Origin of the sequence: Amycolatopsis melonis (genome assembly GCF_040064235.1) — a bacterium.
GTDB classification, from domain to species: Bacteria; Actinomycetota; Actinomycetes; order Mycobacteriales; family Pseudonocardiaceae; genus Amycolatopsis; species Amycolatopsis melonis.
Map to the genome: position 1 here is coordinate 85238 of NZ_JBDZYD010000001.1, position 26043 is coordinate 111280.

Genomic DNA, 26043 nt, shown 5'->3' on the forward strand with positions numbered 1-26043 from the left:
GCTCCGCGCGATCTCGACCTCAATTATCGGTAGTTCTTGCCCGGGCTGCCGCGCTGTTCGGCGTGCCCGGAAAAACGAACGAGGTGAACTAGTCTATGGCCCGCAATTCTCGGTCCCCCGTGACGGGCAAGCACCGCGTTGCCCGCCGAACCAAGATCGCGATGGGGGCGATCGGCCTGGCGATCGCCGTCGGCGCTCTCGCTGTCGCGGTCACCACGGGCCGCACGGGCGAGGCCAGCGCGGACGCCGCGGACCCGTCGTTCTACATCGACATCACCAAGGTCCCCGCAGGCAACAATGTCAACGCCGCCCTGAAGAAGAAGGGCGCGCAGGGATCCTTCACCGTCGACTGTGGAACCAACGCCGACGGCGCGCACCACAACCCCGACAACTTCATCGCGCAGCCCGGGATCAAGAACGGCGCCCAGCACCTGCACGACTACGTCGGCAACGTGACCACCGACGCCGACTCGAACCTGAAGAGCCTGCTCGCCGGCGGCACCACCTGCAAGAACGGCGACAAGTCGGCGTACTTCTGGCCCGTCATCCGCATCGACCGCGAAGACGAAGCGGCCAACGAGAGCGAGAACCAGAAGGCCCAGCAGCAGCAGAAGGGCAAGACGGACGACGTCCGCAAGGACCAGAGCGCCCAGGACGCCCGCGACGCCCAGGAACAGAACCGGCGCGAGCGCGACGGCCGCGGCGGCGGTCAGGCGTCCGCCGGACGCAACGACGGCCAGAACGCCCAGCAGCAGGACCAGAACCAGGACCAGAACCGCGACGGGCAGCAGGACCGCCAGCGCCGTCAGCAGAACCAGAACCAGAACCAGGACGGCAAGAACCAGCAGAATCAGGACGGCAAGAACCAGGACCAGCAGAACCAGAACCAGGACGGCAAGAACCAGAACCAGCAGAACAACAACCAGGGTCAGCAGCAGGAGCAGCTGGGCGGTGTCCAGGGCCCGAACGAGGAGGTCGGCGACAACGACGGCGAGATCATCGAGCCGGAGTCCGCGGAGCTGAAGTTCATCGGCGGCGGTGCCGACCAGGTCGCCGCGATGCCGCTCGGCCTGCGTGTCCTCTACGGTGACGCCAAGCAGAGCACCAACGGCCCGGCCAACGCCCGGCCCAGCTGGACCTGCACCGGCTTCGAGGACCGGCTGACCGATCTCTACCCGATCTGCCCGAAGGGCAGCAAGGTCGAGCGCATCCACGCCTTCCCGAACTGCTGGGACGGCAAGAACACCGACAGCGAGAACCACCGCACCCACATCGTGTTCGCCGACCGGCAGGGCAAGTGCCCGCAGGGCTTCAAGAACGTGCCGCAGCTGCAGGTCACCCTGGTGTACGACATCCCGCAGGACGTCCAGCAGGCCAAGCAGTACAAAGTGGACGCCTTCGCGCAGGAGAAGCACAACCCGCGTTCCGACCACGACGACTTCGCGAACGTGATGAGCCGTCAGATCATGGGCCGCCTGGTCAACTGCATCAACTCCGGGAAGGTCTGCGCGGAGTAACCGGTTTCCGTCCTCCGTCAGCCGGATCCAGAAGGGAGTAACCCGATGAACCGTGCTCGCCCGGTCGCTGCCGTGGTGCTCGCCGTCGCCGGTTCCGCGCTCGTCGTGGCCTGCGGGACCAACCCGTACGCCACGTCCGGCGCGGTCCGCCCGGCGGCGGCCGGTGTGCCGCAGCAGCTTCCGGTGCCGAGAGCGGTTCCGGCCGGTTCCACGGCCGGGCAGGCGCAGCTCGTAGCGTCCACTGTGGATGGTCTCGGTCCCGTTCTTGCCGACGCCGAGGGGCACACGCTCTACCGGTACGCCAAGGACGGGGCCGGGACGGCACAGGTGAGCTGCACCGGACCGTGCGCGGAAACGTGGCCGCCGCTGCTGTCCGACGTCCCGCCGCTCACCGCCGGGGTCGACGCGCAGCTCGTCGGCCTCGTCACCCGGCCCGACGGCCGCAAGCAGGTGACGGTCGGCGGCCGTCCGGTCTACCGGTACGCCAAGGACACCGGGCCGGGCATCGCGCTCGGCCGGGACGTCAGCGCGGACTGGGCGGTCGTCACGCCGGCGGGGGAGAAGCCGACGACCGTCGGCACCACCGACGTCGGCGGCCTCGGCCCGGTGCTCACCGACCGGGAAGGCCACACGCTCTACCTGTTCACCAAGGACGGCAAGGGTTCCGGAAAGTCCACTTGCGACGGTGACTGCGCACGCAAGTGGCCACCGGTCCTCGCCGGCGGCCGGATCACGGTCGCCGAAAGCATCGACACCGGCCTGATCGGCCAGCTCCGCCGGGCCGACGGCACCATGCAGGTGACGGTCGGCGGCTGGCCGGTCTACACCTACGCCCAGGACGCCGCGCCCGGCGAAGCCAACGGCCACGGCGCGGGCGGCACGTGGTACGCCATGGAACCCAGCGGCTGCCGGGTAGACCCGGCCCGCCGCCCTTCCTCCGGCGGGTACTGACCCGCCCCTCGAACCCCGGCCCGGCGGACACTTCCCTCCACCTCACCCCCCCAGTCCGCCGGGCCGGTTGCTCCACCGCAGAAAACCGCGGGACCGTTCGGGTCCCGCACCCCGAGCCCCGGCCCGGTGGACGCTTTCCCTCCACCTCACCCCCCCAGTCCGCCGGGCCGGGATTTCCACCTCACCCCGAAGGAGGAGGAACACGGCGGGAGCCACTCCCGCCCGCGAGTTCCGGCCCGGTGGACGCTTCCCTCCACCTCACCCCCCCGTCCACCGGCCGGAACTCTCCCATCCGCGATTCCCCTCCCCGCACGCAAGATGCCCTCCCAGACACACGCGATGCCCTTCCAGGTACGCGAGTCGTCCCTGCAGGTACGCGAGTCGACTGTCCAATCACGCGAGTCGACTGTCCAATCACGCGAGTCGACTGTCCAATCACGCGAGTTCCGCCCCCAGTCACGCGAGTTCCGCCCCCAGTCACGCGAGTTCCGCCCCCAGTCACGCGAGTTCCGCCCCCAATCACGCGAGTTCCGCCTCCAACCACACGACTTCCGCCCCCAATCACGCGACTTCCGTCCCCCAGCACGCGAATCCCGCCCCCGATCCCCGGCCCGGTGGCCGCCCCTCGGTCACCCGGCCGGGTCCCCGCCCTCCTCACCCCCCGAAAACCCCGGTCCGGTGGATGCTTCCCTCCACCTCACCCCCCTCATCCTCCGGACCGGCCTCCGCTGCGGTCCCCGTGCTCCGGCACGGGGACCGCGGCCCAGAAGTCCAGCGGCACCCGCCCGGCGCTCCGGCCCGCCTCGTCGAGCAACCGGCCCATCAGCTTGACGCTCCGCAGCGTCACCGCCCGGCCGGTGATCTCCAGCCACGGCAGCTTCGCCGCCAGAACCCCTTCCAGCGCAACAGTGTCGTGCTGCGACGGCAGCCACACCACCAGCATCAGGTTCGCCGTCCCGGTCAGAGCCGCGCACATGCGCACCTCCGGCAGCATCGCCAGCGACCGCGCCGTCGACTCCAGCTTGTCCGGGGGCACGCGCAGCCACAGCGTCACCGTGACCGGCGCCGGTGACACCGATCGCGCGATCTCGCACCGGACGCGGATCGCGCCGCGGCCCAGCAATGTCTCCAGGCGCCGCCGGACCGTCGTTGCCCCGAGGCCGAGTTCCGCGGCCAGCGCCGCCGCCGACGCGCGGGCGTCCGCTCCCAACGCCAGGACCAGCGCGCGGTCCGCGTCGTCGAACCGCAGCGGGGTCCGGTGGCGAGCCGGTTTCGGGGACAGCGCCCGCCGCTGGCCCGGCGAGATCGCTCGCACCCGCCAGCGGCTGCCCTCGGTGAACATCCGTGGCGACAACGTCGTGCGCACCCGCGCGACTCCCGGCACCGTCGTCACCCGCTCCAGCACGTGCGTTCCCAGCTCCCGCAACGTCGGCGTGACGACGTGGGCGAGCAGATCGCACGACCCGGCCACGTACTCCACGGTCACCACGTGCACGTCGGCCGCCAGCGCCGCGGCGACGGCGAGCGCGGTGCCCGGCTCGCAGTCGATCTCGACGAACGCCAGCGCCAGTGGTGCGGTCAGCTCGCCGCCCGCGTAGGCGGTGAACCAGGCGTCGCCGCGTTCGGCGAGCGCGTCCCAGCGGCGGGCCGCGGTCACCGCGCTCAGGCCGAGCGCGCGGCCCAGCGCCGACCACGACGCCCGCGGTGCCGCCTGGAGCGCGTCGACCAGTTTGAGATCCTGCTCGGGCAACATGGCGGATTCTTCGCTCATCGGACCTCGCAGCGGCGGTTTCGCACATTTTCCCCGGCCATTGTGCTCGACTCTCGCATGATCGGCGGATGACCCTGCGATCCGATGCCGCCGCCCTGCTCGACGACCTGGTCGCCCTGCGCCGCGACCTGCACCGCATCCCCGAGATCGGCCTGCACCTGCCGCGCACCCAGGAGCGGGTCCTCGCCGCACTGGACGGCCTCGACCTCGAAATCAGCCTCGGCAAGAACCTGTCCTCGGTCACCGCCGTCCTGCGCGGCGGCAAGCCCGGCGGCACCGTGCTGCTGCGCGGCGACATGGACGCCCTGCCGGTTACCGAAGCCAGCGGCGAGGACTTCAGCTCCACCATCGACGGCGCGATGCACGCCTGCGGCCACGACCTGCACACCGCGGGCCTGGTCGGCGCCGCCCGGCTGCTCGCGGCCCGCCGCGCCGATCTCCCCGGCGACGTCGTGTTCATGTTCCAGCCCGGCGAGGAAGGCTGGGACGGCGCCGGGCACATGATCGAAGAGGGCGTCCTGACCGCGTCCGGCAAGCACGTCGACGCCGCCTACGGCCTGCACGTTTCCGCCGCCAGCTACGCGAAGGGCCAGTTCGTCGCCCGGCCGGGCACGCTGATGGCGGCCTCGGGCGCCCTGTCCGTCCGCGTGCTCGGCGACGGCGGCCACGGCTCGTCGCCGCACGACGCCCGCGACCCGATCCCGGCGGCCTGCGAGATGGTGACCGCGCTGCAGACGATGGTCACGCGCACCTTCGACGTCTTCGATCCCGTGGTGATCACCGTCGGCTCGTTCCACGCCGGCACCCGGCGCAACATCATCCCGGACGAGGCGGTGTTCGAGGCGACGCTGCGGTCCTTCTCCCCGGAGGTCGCGGCCCGGGTGGGGGAGCGGGCCGTGCAGGTGTGCGAGGGCATCGCCGCCGCACACGGGCTCGGCGTCGACGTCACCTACGAGCCGGAGTACCCCGCGACGGTCAACGACGCCGGGGCGTACGCGTTCGTCGCCGACACGATCCGCGACGTCTTCGGCGAGGAGCGGTTCACCGAGATGGCCGACCCGATCACCGGGTCGGAGGACTTTTCCCGCGTCCTGGACCGGGTTCCGGGCGCCTACCTCTTCCTCGGCGCGTGCCCCGGCGATCCGGCGACGGCCGCGGACAACCACTCGCCGCGTGCCCGCTTCGACGACAGCGTGCTCGGCGACGGCGCCGCGCTGCTGGCCGAGCTGGCTGTCCGCCGACTCGCGCAGCTGGCCGGGTGACGCCGGTGCGCAGCTACCACTGGCCGCCGGTGCTCCCGGTCCTGGCGCTGGTCCTGATGCCGTTCCTGCCGTTCGTCAACACCACCGGGCTGTGGCTCGGGCTGCCGCGGATGGTCGTGTGGGGTGCGTTCTGGTGCCTCATGTTCACCCCCGCCCTGCTGCTGTCGGAACGCCTGATGCGCGCGAAGGAGGACGACCGGTGATCCTCGCCTTCACACTGGCCGGTATCGCGCTGATCGGCGTGCTCGGCTTCGTCGGGCGGCGCCGCCCGGCCGCGGACCTGGCCGAATGGACCGTCGGCGGCCGCCGCTTCGGCGCCGTGACGATGTGGTTCCTGCAGGCGGGGGAGGTGTTCACCACCTTCACCTTCCTCGGCATGGCCGGCCTGGCCTTCTCCGGCGGCGTCGCGGCGATGTACGCGCTGCCGTACGTCCCGATCGCCTACGTCGTCCTGTTCTTCCTCGCGAAACGCCTGTGGACGATGGGAAAGCAGCGCGGGTACCTTACCCAGGGCGACTTCCTGGAGGACCGCTACGCCAGCCGGACGCTCGGGACGCTGTCGGCGGTGCTCGGCGTCGTGTTCGTGCTGCCGTACCTGCAGCTGCAGATCACCGGGCTGGGCCTGATCGTCCGGCTGGTGACCGGCGACGCGGCGTCGGCGACGCTGAGCATGGTGACCGGCAGCGTGCTGGTGGTCGCGTTCGTGCTGTGGGCCGGGCTGCGCGGCGTCGCGGCGACGTCCTACTTCAAGGACGGCATCATGCTGGTGGCGCTGGTCGTGCTGGTCATCGCGGTGCCGGCACACTTCGCCGGCGGGGTCGGCGGGGTGTTCCGCAGGATCGAGCAGCTGCACCCGGAGAAGCTGATCGTCCACAGTGGACCGAACGATCACGTCTGGTTCGTGACCAGCATGCTGGTCAGCGCGATCGGCGTCGGGCTGATGACGCTGCCGCACACGTGGCCCGCGCTGATGTCCGCCCGCGACCCGAAGGTGCTGCGGCGCAACTACACCTGGATGCCGGTCTACGAGCTGTGCCTGCTGCTGCCGATGCTCGTCGGGTTCGCGGCGATCCTGGTGGTGCCCAAGGGAAGTGACCCGAACGGCGTATTGCTGACGCTGTCGAAGGACGCCCTGCCCGGCTGGGTGACGGGCATCATCGTGGTCGCGGCGACGGCCACCGCGATGGTGCCCGCGGCAGGCATCCTGATCGGCATCTCGTCGCTGGTGGCGCGCAACATCGTGCGCGTCCGCAGCGGCCGCCGCCAGTTCTGGATCAACCACGGCACGGTTGTGCTCGCGAGTACGCTGGCCCTCGTGCTCGGCATCTTCCGCCCGGACCTGCTGGCCAACCTGCTGCTGCTGACCTATTCCGGGTCGGTCCAGCTGGCCCCGGCCAACCTGCTGGGCTTCCTGCGGCGCGTGCCCGTCGGCAAGGTCCCGGTGCTGGCCGGGCTGATCGCCGGCGAGCTGGTGGTGGTCTGGCTGACCTTTGTGGACACTCATCTCGTCGGGACGGTCAACGTGGGCTTGGTCGGGCTGGCCGCGAACGTCGTCGTGCTCGCGCTGGCGGCCGTGGTGGAACGGCTCGCGGTGCCGTCGGCTTCGGAGGAGGCGGCGTGACGCGCACGGTCTTCACCGGCGGCTCGGTGTTCGACGGCACCGGCGCGGACCCGGCGCCTGCCGACGTCGCCGTCGAGCACGGCCGGATCGTCGACGTCGGCCCGGACCTGGACGGCGACGAGGGCGTCGACTGTGCCGGCGCGGTGCTGCTGCCCGGGCTGTTCGACTGCCACGTGCACGTCACCGTGTCCGACATCGGGCTGCTGGCCCGTGTGCAGAAGCCGTTCTCCTACCAGTTCTACGAGGCGGCACGGAACCTGTGGGCGACGCTCGGGCTGGGCATCACGACGGTCCGTGACGCGGCGGGCGCCGACCTCGGCATCAAGCAGGCGGTCGACGACGGCCTGATCCCCGGCCCGCGGCTGCAGATCTCGATCGGGCTGATCAGCCCGACCGGCGGCCACGGCGACAGCTGGTACCCGTCCGGGCAGTGCGTGCCGCTGCTGCCGCCGCACCCGGGCCGCCCGGACGCGACGGCCGACGGCCCCGACGAGATGCGCCGGGTGGCCAGGACGCTGCTGCGCGCGGGCGCCGACGTCCTCAAGGTGTGCACGACCGGCGGCGTGCTGTCCCCGCGCGACGACCCGCGCCACTCGCAGTTCACCCCGGAGGAGCTGGACGTCCTGGTCACCGAGGCGGCCATGCAGGGCCGCCCGGTGATGGCGCACGCCCAGGGCGCGGCGGGCATCAAGAACGCCGTCCGCGCGGGCGTGCGTTCCATCGAGCACGGCATCTACCTCGACGACGAGGCCATCGAGCTGATGCTCGGCCACGGGACGTGGCTGGTGCCGACGCTGATCGCGCCGGTCAACGTGGTCCGCGCGGCCGACGCGGGGGTGGACCTCCCGGCGGCGGTGGTGGCGAAGGCCCGCGAGGTGGTGGAGGTCCACCGCGACTCGGTCCGCCGCGCGTACGCGGCGGGCGTCCGGATCGCGATGGGCACCGACAGCGGAGTGGGCCCGCACGGCACGAACCTCGAGGAACTGGCCCTGATGGCGGCGTGCGGGATGACCCCGGGCGACGTCCTGGAGGCCACGACATCCTCGGCGGCGCGCCTGATGGGCCTCGACGGCGAGCTGGGCCGGATCGCGCCGGGGCTGCGCGCGGACCTCGTGGTGGTGGCCGGCGACCCGTACGACTTCCCGGCGCTGGCCCCGGCGATCCGGGAGGTCTGGAAGGACGGCATCCGGGTCGTCTGACCGGACGCCTTGACCCTCACACCGTGTCAGGCGGTGGACTCGGAGACGCCATGTTCACCATCGGAGACTTCGCCCGGCACGGCCGCGTGTCGGTCCGGATGCTGCGCCACTACGACGCGACCGGGCTGCTGCGGCCCGCCCACGTCGACCCGGCCAGCGGCTACCGCCACTACACCGCCGCCCAGCTCGCCCGCCTCAACCGGATCGTCGCGCTCAAGGAGCTGGGCTTCACCCTCCAGCAGGTCCGCGACATCGTCGAGGACAAGGTCGGCACCGAGGAGCTGCGCGGCATGCTGCGGCTGCGGCGGGCGGAGCTGGAGACCGCGATGGCCGCCGCGGCCGCACGGCTGGTCCAGGTCGAGGCGAGGCTCCGGGCCATCGAAAGCGAGGGGCACATGCCCGCGAACGACGTCGTCGTCAAGAACGTCCCGGCCGTCCGGGTCGCCGAGCTGACCGCGACCGCCGCGAGTTTCCGGCCGGAAGACATCGGCCCGGTCATCGGACCGCTGTACGACGAGCTGTTCCGGCTCCTGGACGCGGCGGGCATCACGCCGACAGGACCCGGGGTCGCCTACTACGAAGACGCGCCGGAGGGCGAGGGCCGGATCAGCGTCCACGCCGCGGTCGAGGTCTCGGCTCCCGTGCAGGACGGCGACTTCCGCGTGCACGACCTGCCGTCCCTCGGCGAGGCGGCGACCATCGTGCACCACGGGTCGATGGACACCGTGGTGCCGACTGCGCAGGCGCTGGCGCACTGGATCGACGCGCACGGCTACCGGTCGGCCGGGTACCCGCGCGAGGTGAACCTGGAGTGCCCGGAGAACCGCGACGACTGGGTCACCGAGCTGCAGGTCGCGGTGGACCGGGGCTGACGCCGCTCAGGTGGCCAGCCGGTCGAGGTCGATCACGGCCCTGTCGAAGGAAAAGGCGTCGGCGGGGACGGCCTTGCTGTCCTCCGCCAGCAGCGCGACGTAACAGCCGTAGTCGATGGCGAAGCCGTCGTACGTCCGTCCCGGGCGGCGGGGATCCACCACGCCCCGGCGCAGGACGTGCAGCAGGCGCGCGTCGCACAGGGCCTCGACCGCGGCCGGGCGGCCGCCCGCCGGCAGCAGGAAGGTCCGCGACCGGCGGCGGCCCACCACCTCGTCGACCAGCCGCGCCAGCAGCGCCTCGGCGTCGTGGTCCCGGCTCACCGCGGCCTTCTTGTCGCGCAGGTACCAGTCCTGCGCCGCCCGGCGCACGTGGCCGACGCCGATCCGGGCGGTGTGCGCGTGCTGCGCGGCGAGCGCGGCGATGTTGATCGCGTCGCGCGGCACTCCTTCGGCGGCCCGGACCAGCTCGGTGAACGCGCCTTCGTGGAACGCGCTCCTGGCGAACTCGTCGATCCCGGGGGCCGCCGAGCGCACCATCGTCTCGAGGACCGGCCGGACGTGGTTGTGGAACAGCTGCCGGAAGAACGCTTCGGCGCGTTCGCGTGACTGGCCGAAGACCAGGGCTTCGTCGAGGCTCACCGTGGACGCCGCGTCGGCGCCTGCCTCGATCCCGAGGTAGTCGTCGTGTACCGGGACGAAGAACCGCGAGCGGTGTTCGATGGCGGCGAGCTTCACCGTGACCCCGCGGACCGGCAGCACGCCCCGGCGCAGCAGGTCCGCCAGGAACGGTTGCAGGTCAAGGGGAACGCTGCTCCATTCGTCGAGCAGCAGCCACAGCCGCGCGGGCCGGATCCCGTCGGCGACGGCCTGCAGTGCCCGGCTGAGCGGGCCGAACAGGACGCGGTGCTGCTCGACACCGGTGCGTTTCCGGCGGCTCGACGCGGTCCGGGAAGCCTTGTGGTGCAGGCGGGCCGCGCCGCCTGCCGTCCGGCCCAGCGAAGCCTCGAAGCCGCTGTCGCGTTCGTCGGCGTCGCTGCGGGTCTGCTCGTGCTCGGTCTCCCCGACGACCTCGACCTCGGTCGCCGCGGCGACCAGCGCGTCGAGGCCGTGCAGGAACCGGTCCTGGACGGGGACCTGCCCCTCGACGGCCAGCGCGAGCAGCTGGTCGTGGACGGCTTCCAGGGTGTCCACGAGCAGTTGCGTGCCGCGCTGGGCGGCACTCACCGCTTCGTTGGCGTACAGGCCGCCGGTCGAGCCGATGGTGCGCAGGTCGACGTAGACGGCGACGTCGCCGGTGCGGGTGACGAGGTCGTGCAGGTGCAGCAGCGCGTGGGTCTTCCCGGTGCCCCGACGGCCGAAGAGGATCTGGTGGTCCGCGGAGTTGATCAGGGCGGAGAACGACCCGGCGGCGACGTAGGTGGCGGCGAGCGTGGCCCGGTCGGCGCTTTCGGCACGGCGCGGGATCCGCATCAGCGCCTGGTTGAGGTGCAGCTGAATGGCCTGCGTCATGCCGCTCCAGCGTAGGCAGCGGCCGCGGTGGCGGACACCGCCGACAGGCTCGTCCCGCTCAGCCTTCCGGGTTCAGCAGGTCCTTCAGCGCGGCCGCGAACTTCGCCGGATTCCGCTGCGGGGCCAGGTGCGCGCCGGGCATTTCGGTGAACGGCAGCCCCAGTTCCAGCGCGAGGATCTTGGCAGGCTGGTAGTGGTACCGCCCGCGGCTGCCTTCGCCGGCCGCCGGGAAGATCTCCGTGCTCGCCTTGCGCAGGGCACGCAGGTCCGGCAGGTAGTCGAAGAACGAAGTCAGCTCGCGGTCGAACAGCCGGATCCAGTCCTGTTCGTGCGGCAGCCGGATGTTCGGCAGGTCCGGCAGCGCCGCCCCGGCAATGGCGTCGGCAAAGCGCGTGACGGCGGCCATCAGCTCACCCGAACGGGCCAGCCGCACCTGTTCCGCGGCGGCTTCGAGCCACCCACCGGCATCCGGCATCAGGTGCACGGCCGGAGGTTCGTGCGCGACGAGCGTCGTGACGCGCTGCGAGTGACGGGCAACGAGGTCGAGCCCGATGAGCGCGCCCGCACTCGAGCCGAACACCAGCGCCGGGCCATCGGTGACGTGGTCGAGCACCGCCAGGGCGTCGTCGGCCTGCAGCGCCACGGGAACCGGCCCGGTGGTGGCGTCGGAGCTGCCGAAGTGCCCGCGCCGGTCGTAGGTGACCACGGTGTAGTCCGCGTAGAGGTGTTTCGCCAGCGCACGGTAGGAGTCCCCCGATCCGGTGCCCCCGGCGATCAGCAGCAGCACCGGGCCCTCACCGCCGCGGCGGACGAGGAGCTCACCGTCCTCCACGGGGCAACGGCTCTCCGAGATCATGCCCCGAAGTCAAGCACAACCCGCTCGAGGCGCGGCCTCGGGTGTTCGGTGTCAGAGCCGCTCGATGATGCTCGCCGTGGCGAGGGCGCCGCCCGCGCACATCGTCACCAGTGCCGTTGTGGCGTCCCGGCGTTCCAGCTCGTGCAACGCCGTCGTCAGCAGCCTGGCTCCGGTGCTGCCCACCGGGTGGCCGAGGGCGATCGCGCCGCCGTTCACGTTGACCCGGGCCGGGTCCGGGCCCACCACCTGCTGCCACGACAACGCCACCGACGCGAACGCCTCGTTGACCTCGAACAGATCCACGTCGGCCACGGTCATCCCGGTGCGGGCCAGCACGCGTTCGGTCGCGCGGATCGGTCCGTCCAGGTGGTAGTACGGCTCCGCGCCCACCAGTGCCTGTGCGACGATCCGCGCTCGCGGCCGCAGGCCCAGCTCCGCGGCACGGGCGGAGTCCACCAGCAGCAGCGCCGCCGCGCCGTCGGAAATCTGGGACGACGTTCCGGCCGTGTGGATGCCGTCCGCCACCACCGGCTTCAGCCGCGCCAAGCCCTCGACCGTCGTCTCGCGCAGGCCCTGATCCCGTGCCACCAGGCGGGTTTCGCCGGTCGGCTCACCCTCGGCCGACAGGACCGGCGCCTTCACCGGGACGACCTCGCGGTCGAAGTGGCCCGCCTCCCACGCGGCCGCCGCCTTGTGCTGGGAGGCCGCGCCGAACGCGTCGACGTCGGCGCGGGTCAGGCCGCGGCGGACCGCGATCCGCTCCGCCGCGCCGTACTGGTTGGGTAGGTCGATCGACCACGACGACGGCCGCGGCGACGCGCCCGCGCGGTTGGTGCCCAGCGGGACGCGGCTCATCGCCTCGACACCGCACGCCACGCCGACCTCGATGGCGTCCGCCGCGATCAGGCCCGCGACCAGGTGTGCCGCCTGCTGTGCCGAGCCGCACTGGGCGTCGATCGTCGTCGCGCCCGCCGTTTCCGGCAGGCCCGCGTGCAGCCACGCCGTGCGCGTGACGTTGTTCGACTGCTCGCCGGCCTGCGTCACGCAGCCGCCGATCAGCTGCTCGACGAGCGCCGGGTCGATCCCGGCGCGGTCGAGCAGGGCCTGCTGCGCGGCGCCCAGCAGCTCGGCCGCGTGCAGGCCGGCCAGCAGCCCGCCCCGCTTGCCGATGGGAGTCCGCACGGCTTCGACGATGACCGGCACGCCCATGTCGTCCCCTTCGTCGGGAAACACTGTTCACTGACTCGAAAATTAGAACAAGTTATCGTTTTGTGCAAGTCGGCGCAGGATTGGCCCAATCTTGATCTTTCCCAGGTGAGCGGTTGCTCACCTGGCCTCATCGGTCAAGTAAACAGGTTTCACTCGACGGTCTTCCGGAAGTTAACACCGTATGCTCTAATCCAACCTAGAACGTGTTCCAAGCCGAACCGTGGGAGGCAACGTGGCCGCTCCGCTCATCCCCGCCGGGTTCGACTTCACCGATCCCGATCTCCTCGCGCAACGACTCCCGGTGGCGGAGTTCGCCGAGCTGCGGCGGACGGCCCCGGTGTGGTGGAACCCCCAGAAGCACAACGTCGCGGGCTACCGCGACGACGGTTACTGGGTCGTCTCGCGCCACGCGGACATCAAGGAGGTCTCCCGCGACAGCACGCTGTACTCCTCGCGGGAGAAGACCGCCATCATCCGGTTCGACGAGAACATGACCGAGGACAACCTCGAGGCGAACCGCCTGGTGCTGCTCAACATGGACGCCCCGCAGCACACCAAGCTGCGGCGGATCGTGTCGAAGGGCTTCACCCCGCGGTCCATCGCGAAGCTGGAGGACACGCTGCGCGAGCGCGCCGACCGGATCGTCACCGAGGCGCGGAAGAAGGGGTCGGGCGACTTCGTCACCGACGTCGCGTGCGAGCTGCCGCTGCAGGCGATCGCCGAGCTGATCGGCATCCCGCAGGAGGACCGGCTGAAGATCTTCGACTGGTCCAACCAGATGGTCGCCTACGACGACCCCGAGTACGAGGTCGAGCCGCTGGAGGCCTCGGCGCAGCTGATCGGCTACGCGTGGAACATGGCCGAGGACCGGCGCCGCTGCCCGATGGACGACATCGTCACGAAGCTCATCCACGCCGATGTCGACGGTGAGGCGCTCGGCTCCGACGAGTTCGGGTTCTTCGTCATCCTGCTCGCCGTCGCCGGCAACGAGACCACGCGCAACGCCATCACCCACGGCATGAAGGCGCTGCTGGACCACCCGGACCAGTGGGAGCTGTACAAGGAACACCGGCCGAAGACCGCGCCCGACGAGATCGTCCGCTGGGCCACCCCGGTGGTCGCGTTCCAGCGCACGGCCACCCGCGACACCGAGCTGGGCGGCGCGCACATCCGCAAGGGCGACCGCGTCGGCCTGTTCTACAGCTCCGCCAACTTCGACCACGAAGTCTTCGAAAACCCGGAGAAGTTCGACATCTTCCGCGAGGACAACCCCCACGTGGGCTTCGGCGGCACCGGTTCGCACTACTGCATCGGCGCCAACCTGGCCCGCCTGGAGATCGACCTGATCTTCAACGCGATCGCCGACGTGATGCCGAACATCACCGAGGCGGCACCCCCGGTGCGGCTGCGGTCGAGCTGGCTCAACGGCATCAAGCACTACCCGGTGAACTACGCCTGAGGACTCGCCGCGCGGGCCGGGCTGTCATCATGGGGCGATGGCCTCCCGTGCGACCGTGGACGTCGAGTTCGCCGTCCGCGTCACCGAACCCGGACCCGCGGCGATCTCGGTCGCCGCGGCGCACGCCGACACCGAGGAACTCACCGTGTCCTGGCACGGCGAGAGCACGCTCGTCGAGTTCGAGCACGGCACGCGGGCCGAGGTCTTCCAGCTGCCGCGCGGCGAGCACCGCGTCACCTACCACGCCGAGCGCGTGCTGACCGAGCCCGATCCCGAGCCGGTCACGCTCGCCGACGTCGCGGTGTTCACCCGGCCGAGCCGGTACTGCCCGGCCGACCGGATCGGCGGGCTGATCCCGCCTGAGCTGTTCGCCTTGAAGAGCACCAGGAAGCAGGTGCAGGCCGTCGTCCGGTACGTCCACGAGCGACTGTCCTATGTGGCCGGATCGAGCCGCGGGACCGACGACGCGATCGACACCCTGCTGGCGGGCGAGGGTGTCTGCCGCGACTTCGCGCACGTGTGCATCACCCTGTGCCGGGCCCTCGACATCCCCGCGCGCTACGTCGCCGTCTACGCGCCCGGGCTGGCCCCGATGGACTTCCACGCCGTCTTCGAAGCCGCCGTCGACGGTCACTGGCACGTCTTCGACGCCACCCACCTCGCGCCGCGCCGGACCATGCTGCGGATCTCGACCGGCCGCGACGCCGCGGACACCGCGTTCCTCGCCACCCTCGGCTGCGAGCTGGACTTCCTGGGCAGCACGGTGTTCGCCACGACCGACGGCGCGCTGCCCCCGGACGACCCGGCGGAGCTGGTCGTTCTCGGCTGATCCGCGTGTTGCCTGCGCAAAGACGGCCCCGGCTGGGTAGACAGTCTCCGTGAACAGTTCCCCCAAGGCCCCGAGCCCCTGGGCCCGGGCACGCGCCCGGTACCGGTGGCTGGACCACATCGCCCGCGCGACCAACCGCTACATCGAGTGCGGCGGCTACCACTACGTCGCCTCGATCACCTACTTCAGCCTGCTGTCGCTGGTGCCGCTGCTGATGGTCGCCTCGTCGGTCGCCGGGTTCGTGCTGGCCAGCCAGCCGCACCTGCTCGACACGCTCGTGCATGCGATCGTGTCGACGCTGCCCGGCGGGCTCGGCGGCAAGGCGACCGAGCTGCTCACCGGGTTCGTCGAGCAGCGGACCAGCGTCGGGGTGTTCGGCCTGGGGATCGGCCTGTACTCGGGGTGGAACTGGATGAACGCGCTGCGGGACTCGCTGACCGCGCTGTGGGGCCAGAACCGCTCGGACCAGCCGCTGCTGCGGCTCATCGCCGTCGACCTGCTCGCGCTGCTGGGCCTGACCGCGGCGCTGCTGGTGTCGTTCACGCTCACCATCTCCGGCACCGCGCTGGGCGGCTACCTGCTGCGGCTGGCCGGCCTCGACGACACGAGCTGGGGCCACCAGCTGGTCTCGGCGTCCTCGGTGCCGCTGTCGCTGGCCGCCGACTGGCTGGTGTTCCTGTGGGTGCTCACCCGGCTGCCGCGGCAGAAGGTCGGGGTGCGCAGCGCGGTCCGCGGCGCGATCGCGCTCGCCATCGGGTTCGAGGTGCTGAAGCTGGCAGGCGGGATCTACCTGCGCCTCATCGGCGACTCGCCGACCGGCATCGCGTTCGGCTCGGTGATCGGCCTCATCTTCTTCATCTCGCTGGTCGCGCGCCTGCTGGTGTACGTCACGGCGTGGACGGCGACGGGCTCGGACGCACCCCCGAAGCCGGTCCAGCCCCCGGCCCCGGTGGTGCTCGAGCCGGTGGTCGTGGTGGACCCGCCGGTCGCGGTGCCCGCCACGGTCGGCGTCGTCACGGGCGTGGTCGGCACCCTGCTGGCCCTGCGCTGGCGCCGCTCCCGCCGCGAGTGATCAGCTCGGCTTCTCCGAGCCCACCAGCCACATCGAGAAGTACTGCGACCCGCCGCCGTAGGCGTGCCCGAGCGCGACGCGGGCGCCGTCGACCTGGTAGTCGCCGGCCCGGCCCATGACCTGCTTCGCCGCCTCGGAGAACCGCAGCATGCCGGACGCGCCGATCGGGTTCGACGACAGCACTCCGCCGGACGGGTTGCACGGCAGCCGTCCGCCGATTGCCGTCTCGCCCGCCTCGGTGACCTTCCAGCCCTCGCCCTCGGGCGCGAAGCCGAGGTTCTCCAGCCACATCGGCTCGAACCAGGAGAACGGCACGTAGATCTCCGCGACGTCCACTTCGGACATCGGGTCGGTGATGCCCGCCTCGGCCCACAGCGCGGCCGCGGCGTCGCGCCCCGCCTGCGGGTTGACCTGGTCGCGGCCGGCGAACGTGGTCGGCTCGGTGCGCATCGCCGTCGCCAGGACCCACGCCGCGCCGCCTTCGACCGCGTCACCGGCGGCCTCGTCGCCGAGCACCATCGCGCACGCGCCGTCGGACGACGGGCACGTCTCGTCGTAGCGGATCGGGTCCCACAGCATCTGCGACTGCCGCACCGACTCCACGGTGATGTCCGGCTGCCGCAGGTGCGCGTACGGGTTCAGCGCGCCGTTGCGGCGGTCCTTGGCCGCGACGATCGCCCCGACGTGCTCGGGCGCCCCGGATCGGCGGATGTAGGACCGCACGTGCGGCGCGAAGTACCCGCCCGCCCCGGCGCCGACCGGCATCTGGAACGGCGGCAGGATCGACAGGCCCCACATCGCGTTCGATTCGGACTGCTTCTCGTACGCCACCGTGAGCACCCGGCGGTGCACCCCGGCCTGGATGAGCGAGGCCGCGACCAGCGCCGTCGAGCCGCCGACCGACCCGGCGGTGTGCACGCGCAGCAACGGTTTCCCGGTCGCGCCGAGCGCGTCGGCGAGGAACAGCTCGGGCATCATCACGCCCTCGAACAGGTCCGGCGCCTTGCCGAGCACGACGGCGTCGATGTCGGCCCACTCCACCTGGGCGTCGGTCATGGCGCGGTCGATCGCCTCGCGCAGCAGGCCCGGCATCGAGACGTCGGCGCGCTTGGCGCGGTGGTGCGTCTGGCCGGTGCCGAGCACGGCGGTGAGCTGCTTGGTCATCGGGCCTCCAGCACGGTCACCAGGTTCTGTTGCAGGGCCGGGCCGCTCGTCGCGTGCGCCACAGCCTTGCGGGATTCGCCGCGGTGGATCCGCTGCGCCGCCTCGCCGATGCGGGCCAGCCCGGCGGAGAACATCGGGTTCGCGGCCAGCGCGCCGCCGGACGGGTTGATCTTCACGCCGTCGCCGAGGCCGAGGGCACTGCGCAGGATCAGCTCCTGGTGCGTGAACGGCGCGTGCAGCTCGGCGAGGTCGGCGCCGTCGAGGTCGAGGGCCTTCGCCGCGGCCTCGGCAGACGGGCTGCGGGTCAGGTCGCGGGCGCCGAGCACGGGGGAGTCGACGCGGTGCTCGATCCCGGCGATGACGGCGGGCCGCTCGACGATGTCACGCGCGCGTTCCACAGTGGACAGCACGATAACCGCGGCGCCGTCGGTGATCGGCGCGATGTCGTGACGGCGCAGCGGATCGGCGAAGTACGGGCTGTCGAGCAGCTCGCTGACCTCTTTGCCGGTGGCGCGCGCGGCGACCTCGGCAAGGTCCTTTTCGGACCACAGCCCCGCCTCCAGCCCGAGCCGTGCCTGGATCCCGGCGATCGAGATCGAGTCCGGCCACAGTGGAGTGACGACGTACGGGTCGAGCTGCAGGGCGAGCACCCGGCGCAGCCGGCCGGCGCTGGACTTGCCGAAGCCGTAGACGAGCGCGGTCTCGACTTCGCCCATCTTGATCTTCAGCCACGCCTCGTACAACGCCCAGGCGGCGTCCATCTCGACGTGGGACTCGTGGATCGGCGGGAACGCGCCGATGGCGTCGACCGCGGCGATGAACGAGAACGCCCGCCCGGCCAGGTAGTCCGACGAGCCGGAGCACCAGAATCCGATGTCCTGTTTGGACAACCCGGTCTGCGCGAAGACCTCGGCGAAGATCGGGACGAGCATTTCCACGCCGTTGGTGGTGCCCGGCGTCTCGCGCACGTTGGGGGCCTGCGCGAAGCCGGCGATCGCGACGTCTGGCATCAGGACCTCACAGGTGGTGGGCGAAGGTTTCGTAGGCGGCGTCCGGCTCGCCGGTCGGCTCGAAGTGGCTGATGTTCTCCAGCGACGTCCACCACTCCTCCCGCGGCTTCCAGGCGGCGCGCACGCGCATGCCCATCCGCACCTCCTCGGCGGCGCAGCCGAGCACGAGGTGCAGGAAGGCGATGTCGGCGCCGTCGAGCAGGATGTAGGCGGCGACGTACGGCGGCTTGATCCGCTGGCCGAGGAAGGGGACGTTGACGATGCAGAAGGTGGTGACGATGCCGGTGTCGGGCAGTTCGACCTCGTCGGTGGTGGGCACGCCGTCGGTCGGGCAGGCGCCCCGCGGCGGGATGTAGACCTTCCCGCAGGCGGGGCAGCGCTGGCCGATCATCCGGCCTTCGGCGAGCCCGCGCAGGTAGGTGCTCTCCTCGGGTGACGCGGAGTGCATGTACTTCAGGTGCACCGGAGTGATGACAACGCTGACGGGCGCCCCTTCGTCACGTTCGGCAACCGGGGGAGCGGGCGCGGTCGGCGTGGTGTCCTCGGCGTCCACGGGGAGGAAGTAGGCGATGTCCCGGATGTGCCCGACGGTCTCCTCGGCCCATCGGACGCGCACCCGCTGTCCACTGTGGATCTTCTCGGGCGAACCGGCGTCCACGGCGTGCAGCATGGCGGTGTCGGCACCATCGAGCTTCACGAGAGCCCAGGCGAACGGCCGGTCCAGAGGCTGCCCGTCGAGCGGCCGCGCACACCACGACCACGAGACGACGGTGCCCTCGTCGGCAACGGGAACGAACTCGCTGAGCTGTTCGGCGGTCACGGGGTCGTACTCGACCGGGGGAACGTGCACGCGGCCGTCGCTGCCCCGGACGCCCTCGATGCGGTGGTCACGCAGCGCGTTGACGAAGCGGCCCAGCACCGGCCCGGTCGAGCGGGTGTAGTCGAAGCCGACGTTCAGGGGTGCCGCCAGCGGTGTCTCGGTCACGTCCATGAGTGAAACATGTTCTCGTTCTGGCGACAAGATTCCTCCGTGGGCTGGGTCTGGTCAGGAAGGAACGCGTTCTCGGTCAGCGGCCTTTGAAGTCCGGCTTCCGCTTCTCCGAGAAGGCCCGGGGCCCCTCCTTGGCATCCTCCGAAGCAAAGACCTCGACCCCGTACTGGGCGTCCAGCTTGAAGGCCTCTTCCTCGTGCAGCCCCTCGGTGTCCCGCATGGTCCGCAGGATCGCCCGCACGGCGAGCGGCCCGTTCGCGTTAACCAGCGTGGCCAGCTCCAGTGCCCTCGAAAGCGCGGTCCCGTCCGGCACCACATGACCGATCAAGCCGATCGCCAGCGCCTCGGACGCGGAGAGGTGCCGCCCGGTGAGCAGGATGTCCGCGGCCACCGTGTACGGGATCTGCCGCGGCAGCCGCACCGCCGAGCCGCCCATCGGGAACAGGCCCCACCGCGCCTCCGACACCCCGAACCGGGCCGAGGCGCCCGCCACCCGGATGTCCGTCCCCTGGAGGATCTCGGTCCCGCCCGCGATGGCCGGGCCCTCGACCGCCGCGATCAGCGGCTTGGTCAGCCGCCGGCCCTTGAGCAGGCCCGGGATGTGCGAAGGGTCGAACTTTCCCGACGCGAACGACTCCGACGGCGCGTTGCGGGACATCGACTTCAGGTCCGCGCCCGCGCAGAACGCGCCGCCCGCGCCGGTCAGGATGCAGCTGCGGATCGAGTCGTCCGAGTCGACGCGGTCCCAGGCCGAGACCATGATCGACATCATCTCGGCGGTGATCGCGTTGCGCGCTTCGGGCCGGTTCATCGTGACGACGAGGGTCTGCCCCTCCTGTGTCACCAGCGCGTGCGGTTCACCCACGGAAGACCTCCCGAAGCAGCAGTGCCATTGCCCAGAACGATAACATGTTCTACTTTGAGGGCGTGGCACTCAACATCGCGGATCTTCTGGAGCACGCCGTCGACGCCGTGCCGGAGCGCGTCGCGGTCGTGTGCGGCGACCGGCAGGTCACCTTCGCCGAGCTGGAGGCGCGGGCCAACCGGCTCGCCCACCACCTCGCCGCGCACGGCGTGGGACGCGGGTCCCACATCGGGGTCTATTCCCGCAACTCGATCGAGGCCCTCGAGGCGATGATCGCGGCGTACAAGCTGCGGGCGATCGCCGTCAACGTCAACTACCGCTACGTGCACGGCGAACTCGTCTACCTCTTCAACGACGCCGAGATCGTCGCGCTCGTCCACGAACGCAGCTACGCCGACAAGGTCGCGGCCGCCCTCGCCGAGACGCCGAAACTGAAACACGTTGTCGTGATCGACGACGGCAGCGGAGCCGACTACGACAGCTACGGTGGCGTCGACTACGAATCCGCCCTCGCCGCGCAGTCGCCGGAGCGCGACTTCGAAGAACGCTCGGGCGACGACCTCTACATCCTCTACACCGGCGGCACCACGGGCTACCCGAAGGGCGTGCTCTGGCGCCAGGAGGACGTCTGGCGCGCGCTCGGCGGCGGCATCAACTTCGTCACCGGCGAGTACGTCCCCGACGAATGGACGCTCGCCGAGCAGGGCAAGGCCGGGAGCCTGACCAGGCTGCCCGCCGCGCCGCTGATCCACGGCGCCGCGCAGTGGGCCGCGTTCGGGGCGCTGTTCACCGGCAGCCCCGTCGTCTTCGTGCCGCGCTTCGACGCCCACGAGATCTGGAAAGCCGTGCAGCGGCACAAGGTCCAGGTCCTCACGATCGTCGGCGACGCGATGGCGCGGCCGCTGATCGAGGCCTACCGCGAAGGGGATTACGACGCTTCGTCGATCGTCGCGGTGTCGAGCCACGCCGCGCTGTTCTCCCAGTCGGTGAAACAGGAGTTCGTCTCCCTGCTGCCGAACGCCGTGATCACCGACGCCATCGGCTCGTCCGAAAGCGGCTTCACCGGGATCGGCATGGTGGCCAAGGACTCCGACCACAGCGCCGGCCCGCGGGTGAACTTCGGCCAGGACGCGATCCTGCTCGACGAGGACGGCAACGTCGTCGAGAAGAAACCCGGCGCCGTCGGGCTGATCGGCCGCCGCGGGCACGTCCCGCTCGGCTACTACGGCGATCCCGAGAAGAGCAAGAAGATCTTCGTCGAGGTCGATGGTGCCCGGTACGTCGTCCCCGGCGACTACGCCCGCTACGAAGAGGACGGCACGGTCACGCTGCTCGGCCGCGGCTCCCAGTGCGTCAACACCGGCGGCGAGAAGGTCTACCCCGAAGAGGTCGAAGGGGCGCTGAAGTCGCACCCCGACGTCTTCGACGCACTCGTCATCGGCGTCCCGGACGAACGGCTCGGCCAGCGCGTCGCCGCCGTCGTCCAGCTGCGCGAGGGCGCCGAACCGGACTTCGCCGCGCTCGAAGAGCACGTCCGCGGCGAGATCGCCGGGTACAAGGTGCCGCGCACGATCTGGCTCGCCGACGAGATCGGGCGCTCGCCCAGCGGCAAGCCGGACTACCCGTGGGCCCAGCGCTACGCCGCCGAGCACGAACCGGCCACGGCCCAGCCCGTCTGAGGAGGACGAACACGTGCGGACACCCCTGTGCGACCGGCTCGGCATCGACCTGCCGATCATCGGGTTCACCCCGTCGGAACACGTCGCCGCGGCACTCAGCCGCGCCGGCGGGCTCGGCGTGCTCGGCTGCGTGCGGTTCAACGACGCCGCCGAGCTCGACCGGGTGCTCACGTGGATGGACGAGAACACCGGCGGGAAGCCCTACGGCGTCGACATCGTGATGCCGGCGAAGGTGCCCGCCGAAGGCACGCAGGTCGATCTGGCGAAGATGATCCCGGACGGCCACCGCGCGTTCGTCGACAAGGTGCTGAAAGAGCTTTCCGTGCCGCCGCTGCCGGACGACACCGACGAGCGCGCGGGCGTGCTCGGCTGGCTGCACTCGGTCGCCCGGTCGCACGTCGAGGTCGCGCTGAACCACCCGATCAAGCTGATCGCCAACGCGCTCGGCTCACCGCCGGTGGACGTCATCGGCCAGTGTCACGACAAGGGCGTGCCGGTGGCGGCGCTCGCCGGGAAGGCCGAACACGCCGTCCGGCACGTCGAAAACGGCGTGGATTTCGTTGTGGCACAGGGCTACGAGGCTGGCGGCCACACCGGCGAGATCGCGTCCATGGTGCTGGTGCCGGAGATCGTCGACGCGGTCGACGTGCCGGTGCTGGCCGCGGGCGGGATCGGGTCCGGCCGCCAGATGGCCGCGGCGCTCGCGCTCGGCGCGTCCGGTGTCTGGATGGGCTCGATGTGGCTGGCCACCGAGGAGTACCTGCAGACGATGGGCGAGTCGGTGGCGATGCAGCAGGCGCTCGTCGCGGCGTCGTCGTCGGACACCGTGCGCACGCGGATCTACACGGGCAAGCCCGCCCGGCTGCTCAAGACCCGCTGGACCGAGGCGTGGGCGGCGCCGGACGCGCCGGAGCCACTGCCGATGCCGCTGCAGAACCTGCTGGTTTCCCATGCCCACAACCGGATCCACGCGGCGAACGACCCGAGCGTGGTGTCGATGCCGGTCGGCCAGATCGTCGGCCGGATGAACCGCGTCCGCCCGGTCGCCGAGGTCGTCGCCGATCTGGTGTCCGGCTACGAAGAAGCGCTTTCCCGCCTCGACAAGACCCGCTGAAAGCCGTGAATGCCACATTGAGGGAACCTGCGTCCCTCAATGTGGCATTCACGGACTACGGGAGCTAGAGGCTCGAGGCTGCCGCGGCGATCTTCGCCGCGAACGTGCTCACCTCGGTGTAGACGCCGGGCGCGTGCGGCCGGGCGCAGCCGTCACCCCAGCTGACGATGCCCACCTGGATCCAGGTGTTGTTGTTGTCCCGCCGGAACATCGGGCCGCCGGAGTCGCCCTGGCAGGTGTCGACGCCGCCGGAGGCCAGGTTGCCCGCGCAGATCTCCGCACTCGGGATCAGGTCGGGGTAGCTGCCGCCCTGCGCGGCGCAGGTGGCGTCGTCGACGAACGGGACGGTCGCCTTGAGCAGGTATCGCTGCTGCGACCCGCCCTCGGTCGCCGCACCCCAGCCTGCCACGGTGAACGTGCCGGAGTTGTACGCCGTCGTCGTCGCGATGGGCAGCGTCGAGAGGCCGCTGACCGGGCTGGCGAGCTTGATCAGCGCCCAGTCGCCGCCGGTCGAGGTGCCGTACGTCGGGGACCGGTAGACGTAGGTCGAGCGGATCTTCTGCGCGCTGGAGCTCTGCAGGTCGACCACGCCGACGGTCGCCGTGATCGAGGTGTTGGCCCCGGTCCGGCTGACACAGTGGGCGGCGGTCAGCACGATCTGCTTCGTGTAGAGCGCCCCGCCGCAGCCCATGGAAAGCCGGACCATGAAGGGGAATTCGCCCTGCGCCGCCCGGGTGCCGCCGACGACGTCGGCGGACGGCGGCTGGGCCGCGGTGGCGATCGCGGGGGTCGCGAACGACGCGGCCGCGGCGACCGCGGCCAGTGCGGTGGTGGCGTTTCTGAGCAGGGTGAACCAGCGCTTGGGGGCCAAGGGGATCAGTCCTTCCAGTGTCCACAGTGGAAGCAGTTGCCGTGAGCGGCCCCATGACTACAGCAGGTGCCCGGGCACCCGGACAACCGACTTTCTTCGGATCTTTCGGGCAGTTGGGGGGTTTCTCACCGGCGGATCCGCCGAACGCCGTAGGCCGAAGCGCCCAGCAAGAGCGCGGCGCAGCCGGTGAGCACCGACGGCAGCGGCAGGCTGAACGCGAGCACCACGCACCCGGCGAGGCCCAGGACGGCGATCGCCCGCGCCTTCCCGTTCAGCGTGAACGCGGCCGCGTTGGCGACCGCGTAGTACGTCAGCACGGCGAAGGAGGAGAAGCCGATCGCGGCACGCAGATCGATCGACGCGGCCAGCACGGCGACGACGATCCCGACGGTCAGCTCGGCCCGGTGCGGCACGTCGTAGCGCGGGTGCACGGCGGCGAGGAACCGGGGGAGGTGGCCGTCGCGGCTCATCGCCAGCGTCGTGCGCGAGACGCCGAGGATGAGCGCGAGCAGCGAGCCGAGCGCCGCGATCGCCGCGCCGGCCCGCACGACCGGGGCGAGCCACCCCGGGACGGCCGCGGCGATCGGGTCCGGGCTCGCGGCGAGCGCGGCCGGGCCGAGCCGGACGAGCAGCAGCACGGCCAGCGCGGCATAGACGACGAGGGTGAGCCCGAGCGCGAGCGGGATGGCACGGGGGATCGTCCGGGCGGGGTCGCGGACCTCCTCGCCGAGCGTCGCGAGCCGCGCGTACCCGGCGAAGGCGAAGAAGAGCAGCCCGGCCGCTTCGAGCACGCCCCCGCCGCCCGGCCACGCGACGAGCGGCCCGCCCGCCCGCGGCCCGGCGGCCATCGCCACCCCCGCGGCGGTGAGCACGAGCAGCGTGCAGGACACGATCACCCGCGTCGCCAGCGCGGAGCGGTGCACGCCGAAGTAGTTGACGGCGGTGAGCGCGGCGACCACGGCGACGGCGAGCAGGCTGCGCCACGGCTGCCCGAGCCCGGGCGCGGCGTAGGCGACGACGGTCAGCGTCATCGCGGCGCAGCTGGCGGTCTTCCCGGTGACGAATCCCCAGCCTGCCAGGTATCCCCAGAATTCACCGAGCCTTTCCCGGCCGTAAACATAGGTGCCGCCGGATTGCGGGTAAATCGCGGCGAGCCGCGCCGAAGACATCGCATTGCAGTAGGCGACGACGGCCGCGACGACGAGCGCGAGCAGCAGCCCGGCCCCCGCGGCGCGGGCCGCCGGGGCGAACGCGGCGAACACCCCTGCCCCGATCATCGAGCCCAGGCCGAGGAAAACGGCGTCGGGCAGGCCCAGCCGCCGGGCCAGTGGTGCGGACTGCATCCGGGTGATCCTCCAGGTGTCGGCCGTGTTACGTGCCACAGCGAACCACGACGGGCGAGGAAACCAATAGGGTCGATTCCGTGCCCGCCCCTTCACCCCATTCCCGCCTGTCCGCAGACGGTCCCGTGCTCGACGGGATTCCCGAGCACGGCCGCGTTCCGCGGTACTACGCGGTCAAGGTCGAGCTGCTGGCGGTGATCGAGGAACTCGGCGAAGGGGCGGCGCTGCCCACGGAGCGGGAACTGTGCGAACGGTTCGAAGTGTCGAGGGCGACCGTACGGCAGGCGGTCGGCGAGCTGGTGCTGGAGGGCAGGCTCAGCCGCCGCCAGGGGAGCGGCACGTACGTGGCGGCGCCGAAGCTGGTCCAGCCGCTGGCTTTGGTGAGCTGCACGGAGGGGCTGCGCGGCCAGGGCGTCCGCCCGGGCCGCACGGTGATCACGCTGGAACGGCGCCCGGCGGGCCGCGCGCTGGCGGCCGACCTGCGGGTGACGTCCGACGCCGAGGTCTGGCACCTCGAGCGCGTCCTGCTGGCCGACGACGAGCGCATCGGCCTCGAATCGACATATCTCCCGGTGTCGCGGTTCCCGCAGCTGCGGGAGGTGTTCGACCCGCGGCAGTCACTGCACGCGTGTTTGAGCGAGCAGCTCGGCGTGGTGTTCGCGGGTGCCGAAGAGCGCGTCGAGACGGTGCTGGCGACGCCGCGCGAGGCGTTGCTGATCGGGACGAATCCGGCACTGCCGATGCTGCTCACCCACCGGGTGGCCTGGGGCCCGGACGGCGTCCCGGTCGAGCGGGTCCGCTCCCTCTACCGCGGTGACCGACTGAGTTTCCTGACCCGCCTGGGCCGCTGAACTGCCTGCCCGCCCGATGCAACCGGGC

Annotated in this window: 23 protein-coding genes; 13 read left to right on the forward strand and 10 right to left on the reverse strand. The window is 71.3% G+C overall.

What is annotated here, in order from left to right:
* Nucleotides 1-95 precede the first annotated feature (95 nt).
* Entirely contained in the window at nucleotides 96-1517 is a 1422-nt protein-coding gene (locus ABJI51_RS00420) for a DUF1996 domain-containing protein (protein ID WP_348946802.1), read from the forward strand.
* Between the two features lie 45 nt (nucleotides 1518-1562).
* The gene (locus ABJI51_RS00425; RefSeq protein ID WP_348946803.1) at nucleotides 1563-2468 is read left to right on the forward strand and encodes an SCO0930 family lipoprotein; all 906 of its coding nucleotides are present in this window, start codon (nucleotides 1563-1565) and stop codon (nucleotides 2466-2468) included.
* 706 nt (nucleotides 2469-3174) lie between these two features.
* On the opposite strand, the gene ABJI51_RS00430 is transcribed toward ABJI51_RS00425, so the two are convergent.
* Nucleotides 3175-4239: an Lrp/AsnC family transcriptional regulator gene (locus ABJI51_RS00430; protein WP_348946804.1), complete on the reverse strand. Its 1065-nt coding sequence runs from the start codon at nucleotides 4237-4239 to the stop codon at nucleotides 3175-3177.
* 68 nt (nucleotides 4240-4307) lie between these two features.
* Between ABJI51_RS00430 and ABJI51_RS00435 the strand changes: the two genes are divergently transcribed.
* Genes ABJI51_RS00435 through ABJI51_RS00455 form a run of 5 tightly spaced genes read left to right on the forward strand, consistent with a single transcriptional unit; the run spans nucleotide 4308 to nucleotide 9193 of the window.
* A complete protein-coding gene (locus ABJI51_RS00435) occupies nucleotides 4308-5501 on the forward strand; it encodes a M20 metallopeptidase family protein (protein WP_348946806.1) in 1194 nt (397 codons plus the stop codon).
* Nucleotides 5498-5704 carry a hypothetical protein gene (locus ABJI51_RS00440; protein ID WP_348946807.1) on the forward strand — a complete coding sequence of 69 codons (207 nt, stop codon included), beginning with the start codon at nucleotides 5498-5500 and terminating at the stop codon, nucleotides 5702-5704. Before ABJI51_RS00435 ends, ABJI51_RS00440 begins: the two co-directional genes overlap by 4 nt.
* Nucleotides 5701-7122 carry a sodium:solute symporter family protein gene (locus ABJI51_RS00445; RefSeq protein ID WP_348946808.1) on the forward strand — a complete coding sequence of 474 codons (1422 nt, stop codon included), beginning with the start codon at nucleotides 5701-5703 and terminating at the stop codon, nucleotides 7120-7122. The genes ABJI51_RS00440 and ABJI51_RS00445 overlap by 4 nt, the downstream gene beginning before the upstream one ends.
* Nucleotides 7119-8321: a metal-dependent hydrolase family protein gene (locus tag ABJI51_RS00450; protein WP_348946809.1), complete on the forward strand. Its 1203-nt coding sequence runs from the start codon at nucleotides 7119-7121 to the stop codon at nucleotides 8319-8321. The genes ABJI51_RS00445 and ABJI51_RS00450 overlap by 4 nt, the downstream gene beginning before the upstream one ends.
* 50 nt (nucleotides 8322-8371) lie before the next feature.
* Entirely contained in the window at nucleotides 8372-9193 is an 822-nt protein-coding gene (locus ABJI51_RS00455; protein ID WP_348946810.1) for a MerR family transcriptional regulator, read from the forward strand.
* 6 nt (nucleotides 9194-9199) lie between these two features.
* Here ABJI51_RS00455 and ABJI51_RS00460 read toward each other — a convergent pair whose 3' ends face one another.
* From ABJI51_RS00460 to ABJI51_RS00470, 3 genes are read right to left on the reverse strand one after another with little or no spacing between them, the layout of a single operon-like run.
* Nucleotides 9200-10702, reverse strand: a complete 1503-nt coding sequence (locus ABJI51_RS00460) for a P-loop NTPase family protein (protein ID WP_348946811.1) — start codon at nucleotides 10700-10702, stop codon at nucleotides 9200-9202.
* 58 nt (nucleotides 10703-10760) lie between these two features.
* On the reverse strand, nucleotides 10761-11558 hold the full coding sequence (locus ABJI51_RS00465; RefSeq protein WP_348946812.1) for an alpha/beta fold hydrolase: 798 nt from the start codon (nucleotides 11556-11558) through the stop codon (nucleotides 10761-10763).
* 51 nt (nucleotides 11559-11609) lie between these two features.
* Entirely contained in the window at nucleotides 11610-12767 is a 1158-nt protein-coding gene (locus ABJI51_RS00470) for a steroid 3-ketoacyl-CoA thiolase (protein ID WP_348946813.1), read from the reverse strand.
* Between the two features lie 232 nt (nucleotides 12768-12999).
* Here ABJI51_RS00470 and ABJI51_RS00475 point away from each other — a divergent pair, with 232 nt between their 5' ends.
* From ABJI51_RS00475 to ABJI51_RS00485, 3 genes are read left to right on the forward strand one after another with little or no spacing between them, the layout of a single operon-like run.
* Complete coding sequence (locus ABJI51_RS00475) at nucleotides 13000-14226, forward strand: cytochrome P450 (RefSeq protein ID WP_348946814.1); 1227 nt, start codon at nucleotides 13000-13002, stop codon at nucleotides 14224-14226.
* 37 nt (nucleotides 14227-14263) lie between these two features.
* A complete protein-coding gene (locus tag ABJI51_RS00480; RefSeq protein WP_348946815.1) occupies nucleotides 14264-15055 on the forward strand; it encodes a transglutaminase-like domain-containing protein in 792 nt (263 codons plus the stop codon).
* 49 nt (nucleotides 15056-15104) lie between these two features.
* A complete protein-coding gene (locus tag ABJI51_RS00485) occupies nucleotides 15105-16127 on the forward strand; it encodes a YhjD/YihY/BrkB family envelope integrity protein (protein WP_348946816.1) in 1023 nt (340 codons plus the stop codon).
* Here ABJI51_RS00485 and ABJI51_RS00490 read toward each other — a convergent pair whose 3' ends face one another.
* From ABJI51_RS00490 to ABJI51_RS00505, 4 genes are all read right to left on the reverse strand, one after another.
* The gene (locus ABJI51_RS00490) at nucleotides 16128-17291 is read right to left on the reverse strand and encodes a thiolase domain-containing protein (protein WP_348946817.1); all 1164 of its coding nucleotides are present in this window, start codon (nucleotides 17289-17291) and stop codon (nucleotides 16128-16130) included.
* Entirely contained in the window at nucleotides 17288-18301 is a 1014-nt protein-coding gene (locus ABJI51_RS00495; protein ID WP_348946818.1) for a thiolase domain-containing protein, read from the reverse strand. The genes ABJI51_RS00490 and ABJI51_RS00495 overlap by 4 nt, the downstream gene beginning before the upstream one ends.
* A 7-nt stretch (nucleotides 18302-18308) precedes the next feature.
* Nucleotides 18309-19292: a Zn-ribbon domain-containing OB-fold protein gene (locus ABJI51_RS00500; RefSeq protein WP_348946820.1), complete on the reverse strand. Its 984-nt coding sequence runs from the start codon at nucleotides 19290-19292 to the stop codon at nucleotides 18309-18311.
* Between the two features lie 76 nt (nucleotides 19293-19368).
* Complete coding sequence (locus ABJI51_RS00505) at nucleotides 19369-20157, reverse strand: crotonase/enoyl-CoA hydratase family protein (RefSeq protein WP_348946821.1); 789 nt, start codon at nucleotides 20155-20157, stop codon at nucleotides 19369-19371.
* Nucleotides 20158-20219: 62 nt separating this feature from the next.
* Here ABJI51_RS00505 and ABJI51_RS00510 point away from each other — a divergent pair, with 62 nt between their 5' ends.
* On the forward strand, nucleotides 20220-21836 hold the full coding sequence (locus tag ABJI51_RS00510) for an acyl-CoA synthetase (RefSeq protein WP_348946822.1): 1617 nt from the start codon (nucleotides 20220-20222) through the stop codon (nucleotides 21834-21836).
* A 13-nt stretch (nucleotides 21837-21849) separates the two neighbouring features.
* Nucleotides 21850-22950 (forward strand): NAD(P)H-dependent flavin oxidoreductase, encoded by a 1101-nt coding sequence (locus tag ABJI51_RS00515; protein ID WP_348946823.1) that lies wholly within the window; start codon nucleotides 21850-21852, stop codon nucleotides 22948-22950.
* 64 nt (nucleotides 22951-23014) lie between these two features.
* Here ABJI51_RS00515 and ABJI51_RS00520 read toward each other — a convergent pair whose 3' ends face one another.
* Together ABJI51_RS00520 and ABJI51_RS00525 are read right to left on the reverse strand one after the other, a co-directional pair.
* Nucleotides 23015-23821: a S1 family peptidase gene (locus ABJI51_RS00520; protein ID WP_348946824.1), complete on the reverse strand. Its 807-nt coding sequence runs from the start codon at nucleotides 23819-23821 to the stop codon at nucleotides 23015-23017.
* Nucleotides 23822-23946: 125 nt separating this feature from the next.
* Entirely contained in the window at nucleotides 23947-25164 is a 1218-nt protein-coding gene (locus tag ABJI51_RS00525; RefSeq protein WP_348946825.1) for an APC family permease, read from the reverse strand.
* Nucleotides 25165-25244: 80 nt separating this feature from the next.
* Between ABJI51_RS00525 and ABJI51_RS00530 the strand changes: the two genes are divergently transcribed.
* A complete protein-coding gene (locus ABJI51_RS00530) occupies nucleotides 25245-26015 on the forward strand; it encodes a GntR family transcriptional regulator (protein WP_348946826.1) in 771 nt (256 codons plus the stop codon).
* Nucleotides 26016-26043: the final 28 nt, after the last annotated feature.

What these genes read in the sequence shown, in the direction of transcription:
- ABJI51_RS00460 (WP_348946811.1), bottom strand. Translation starts at nt 10,702, where the DNA reads ATGACGCAGGCCATTCAGCTGCACCTCAACCAGGCGCTGATGCGGATC.
- ABJI51_RS00430 (WP_348946804.1), bottom strand. Translation starts at nt 4,239, where the DNA reads ATGAGCGAAGAATCCGCCATGTTGCCCGAGCAGGATCTCAAACTGGTC.
- ABJI51_RS00470 (WP_348946813.1), bottom strand. Translation starts at nt 12,767, where the DNA reads ATGGGCGTGCCGGTCATCGTCGAAGCCGTGCGGACTCCCATCGGCAAG.
- ABJI51_RS00525 (WP_348946825.1), bottom strand. Translation starts at nt 25,164, where the DNA reads ATGCAGTCCGCACCACTGGCCCGGCGGCTGGGCCTGCCCGACGCCGTT.
- ABJI51_RS00500 (WP_348946820.1), bottom strand. Translation starts at nt 19,292, where the DNA reads ATGGACGTGACCGAGACACCGCTGGCGGCACCCCTGAACGTCGGCTTC.
- ABJI51_RS00490 (WP_348946817.1), bottom strand. Translation starts at nt 17,291, where the DNA reads ATGACCAAGCAGCTCACCGCCGTGCTCGGCACCGGCCAGACGCACCAC.
- ABJI51_RS00425 (WP_348946803.1), top strand. Translation starts at nt 1,563, where the DNA reads ATGAACCGTGCTCGCCCGGTCGCTGCCGTGGTGCTCGCCGTCGCCGGT.
- ABJI51_RS00435 (WP_348946806.1), top strand. Translation starts at nt 4,308, where the DNA reads ATGACCCTGCGATCCGATGCCGCCGCCCTGCTCGACGACCTGGTCGCC.
- ABJI51_RS00495 (WP_348946818.1), bottom strand. Translation starts at nt 18,301, where the DNA reads ATGCCAGACGTCGCGATCGCCGGCTTCGCGCAGGCCCCCAACGTGCGC.
- ABJI51_RS00465 (WP_348946812.1), bottom strand. Translation starts at nt 11,558, where the DNA reads ATGATCTCGGAGAGCCGTTGCCCCGTGGAGGACGGTGAGCTCCTCGTC.
- ABJI51_RS00420 (WP_348946802.1), top strand. Translation starts at nt 96, where the DNA reads ATGGCCCGCAATTCTCGGTCCCCCGTGACGGGCAAGCACCGCGTTGCC.
- ABJI51_RS00455 (WP_348946810.1), top strand. Translation starts at nt 8,372, where the DNA reads ATGTTCACCATCGGAGACTTCGCCCGGCACGGCCGCGTGTCGGTCCGG.
- ABJI51_RS00480 (WP_348946815.1), top strand. Translation starts at nt 14,264, where the DNA reads ATGGCCTCCCGTGCGACCGTGGACGTCGAGTTCGCCGTCCGCGTCACC.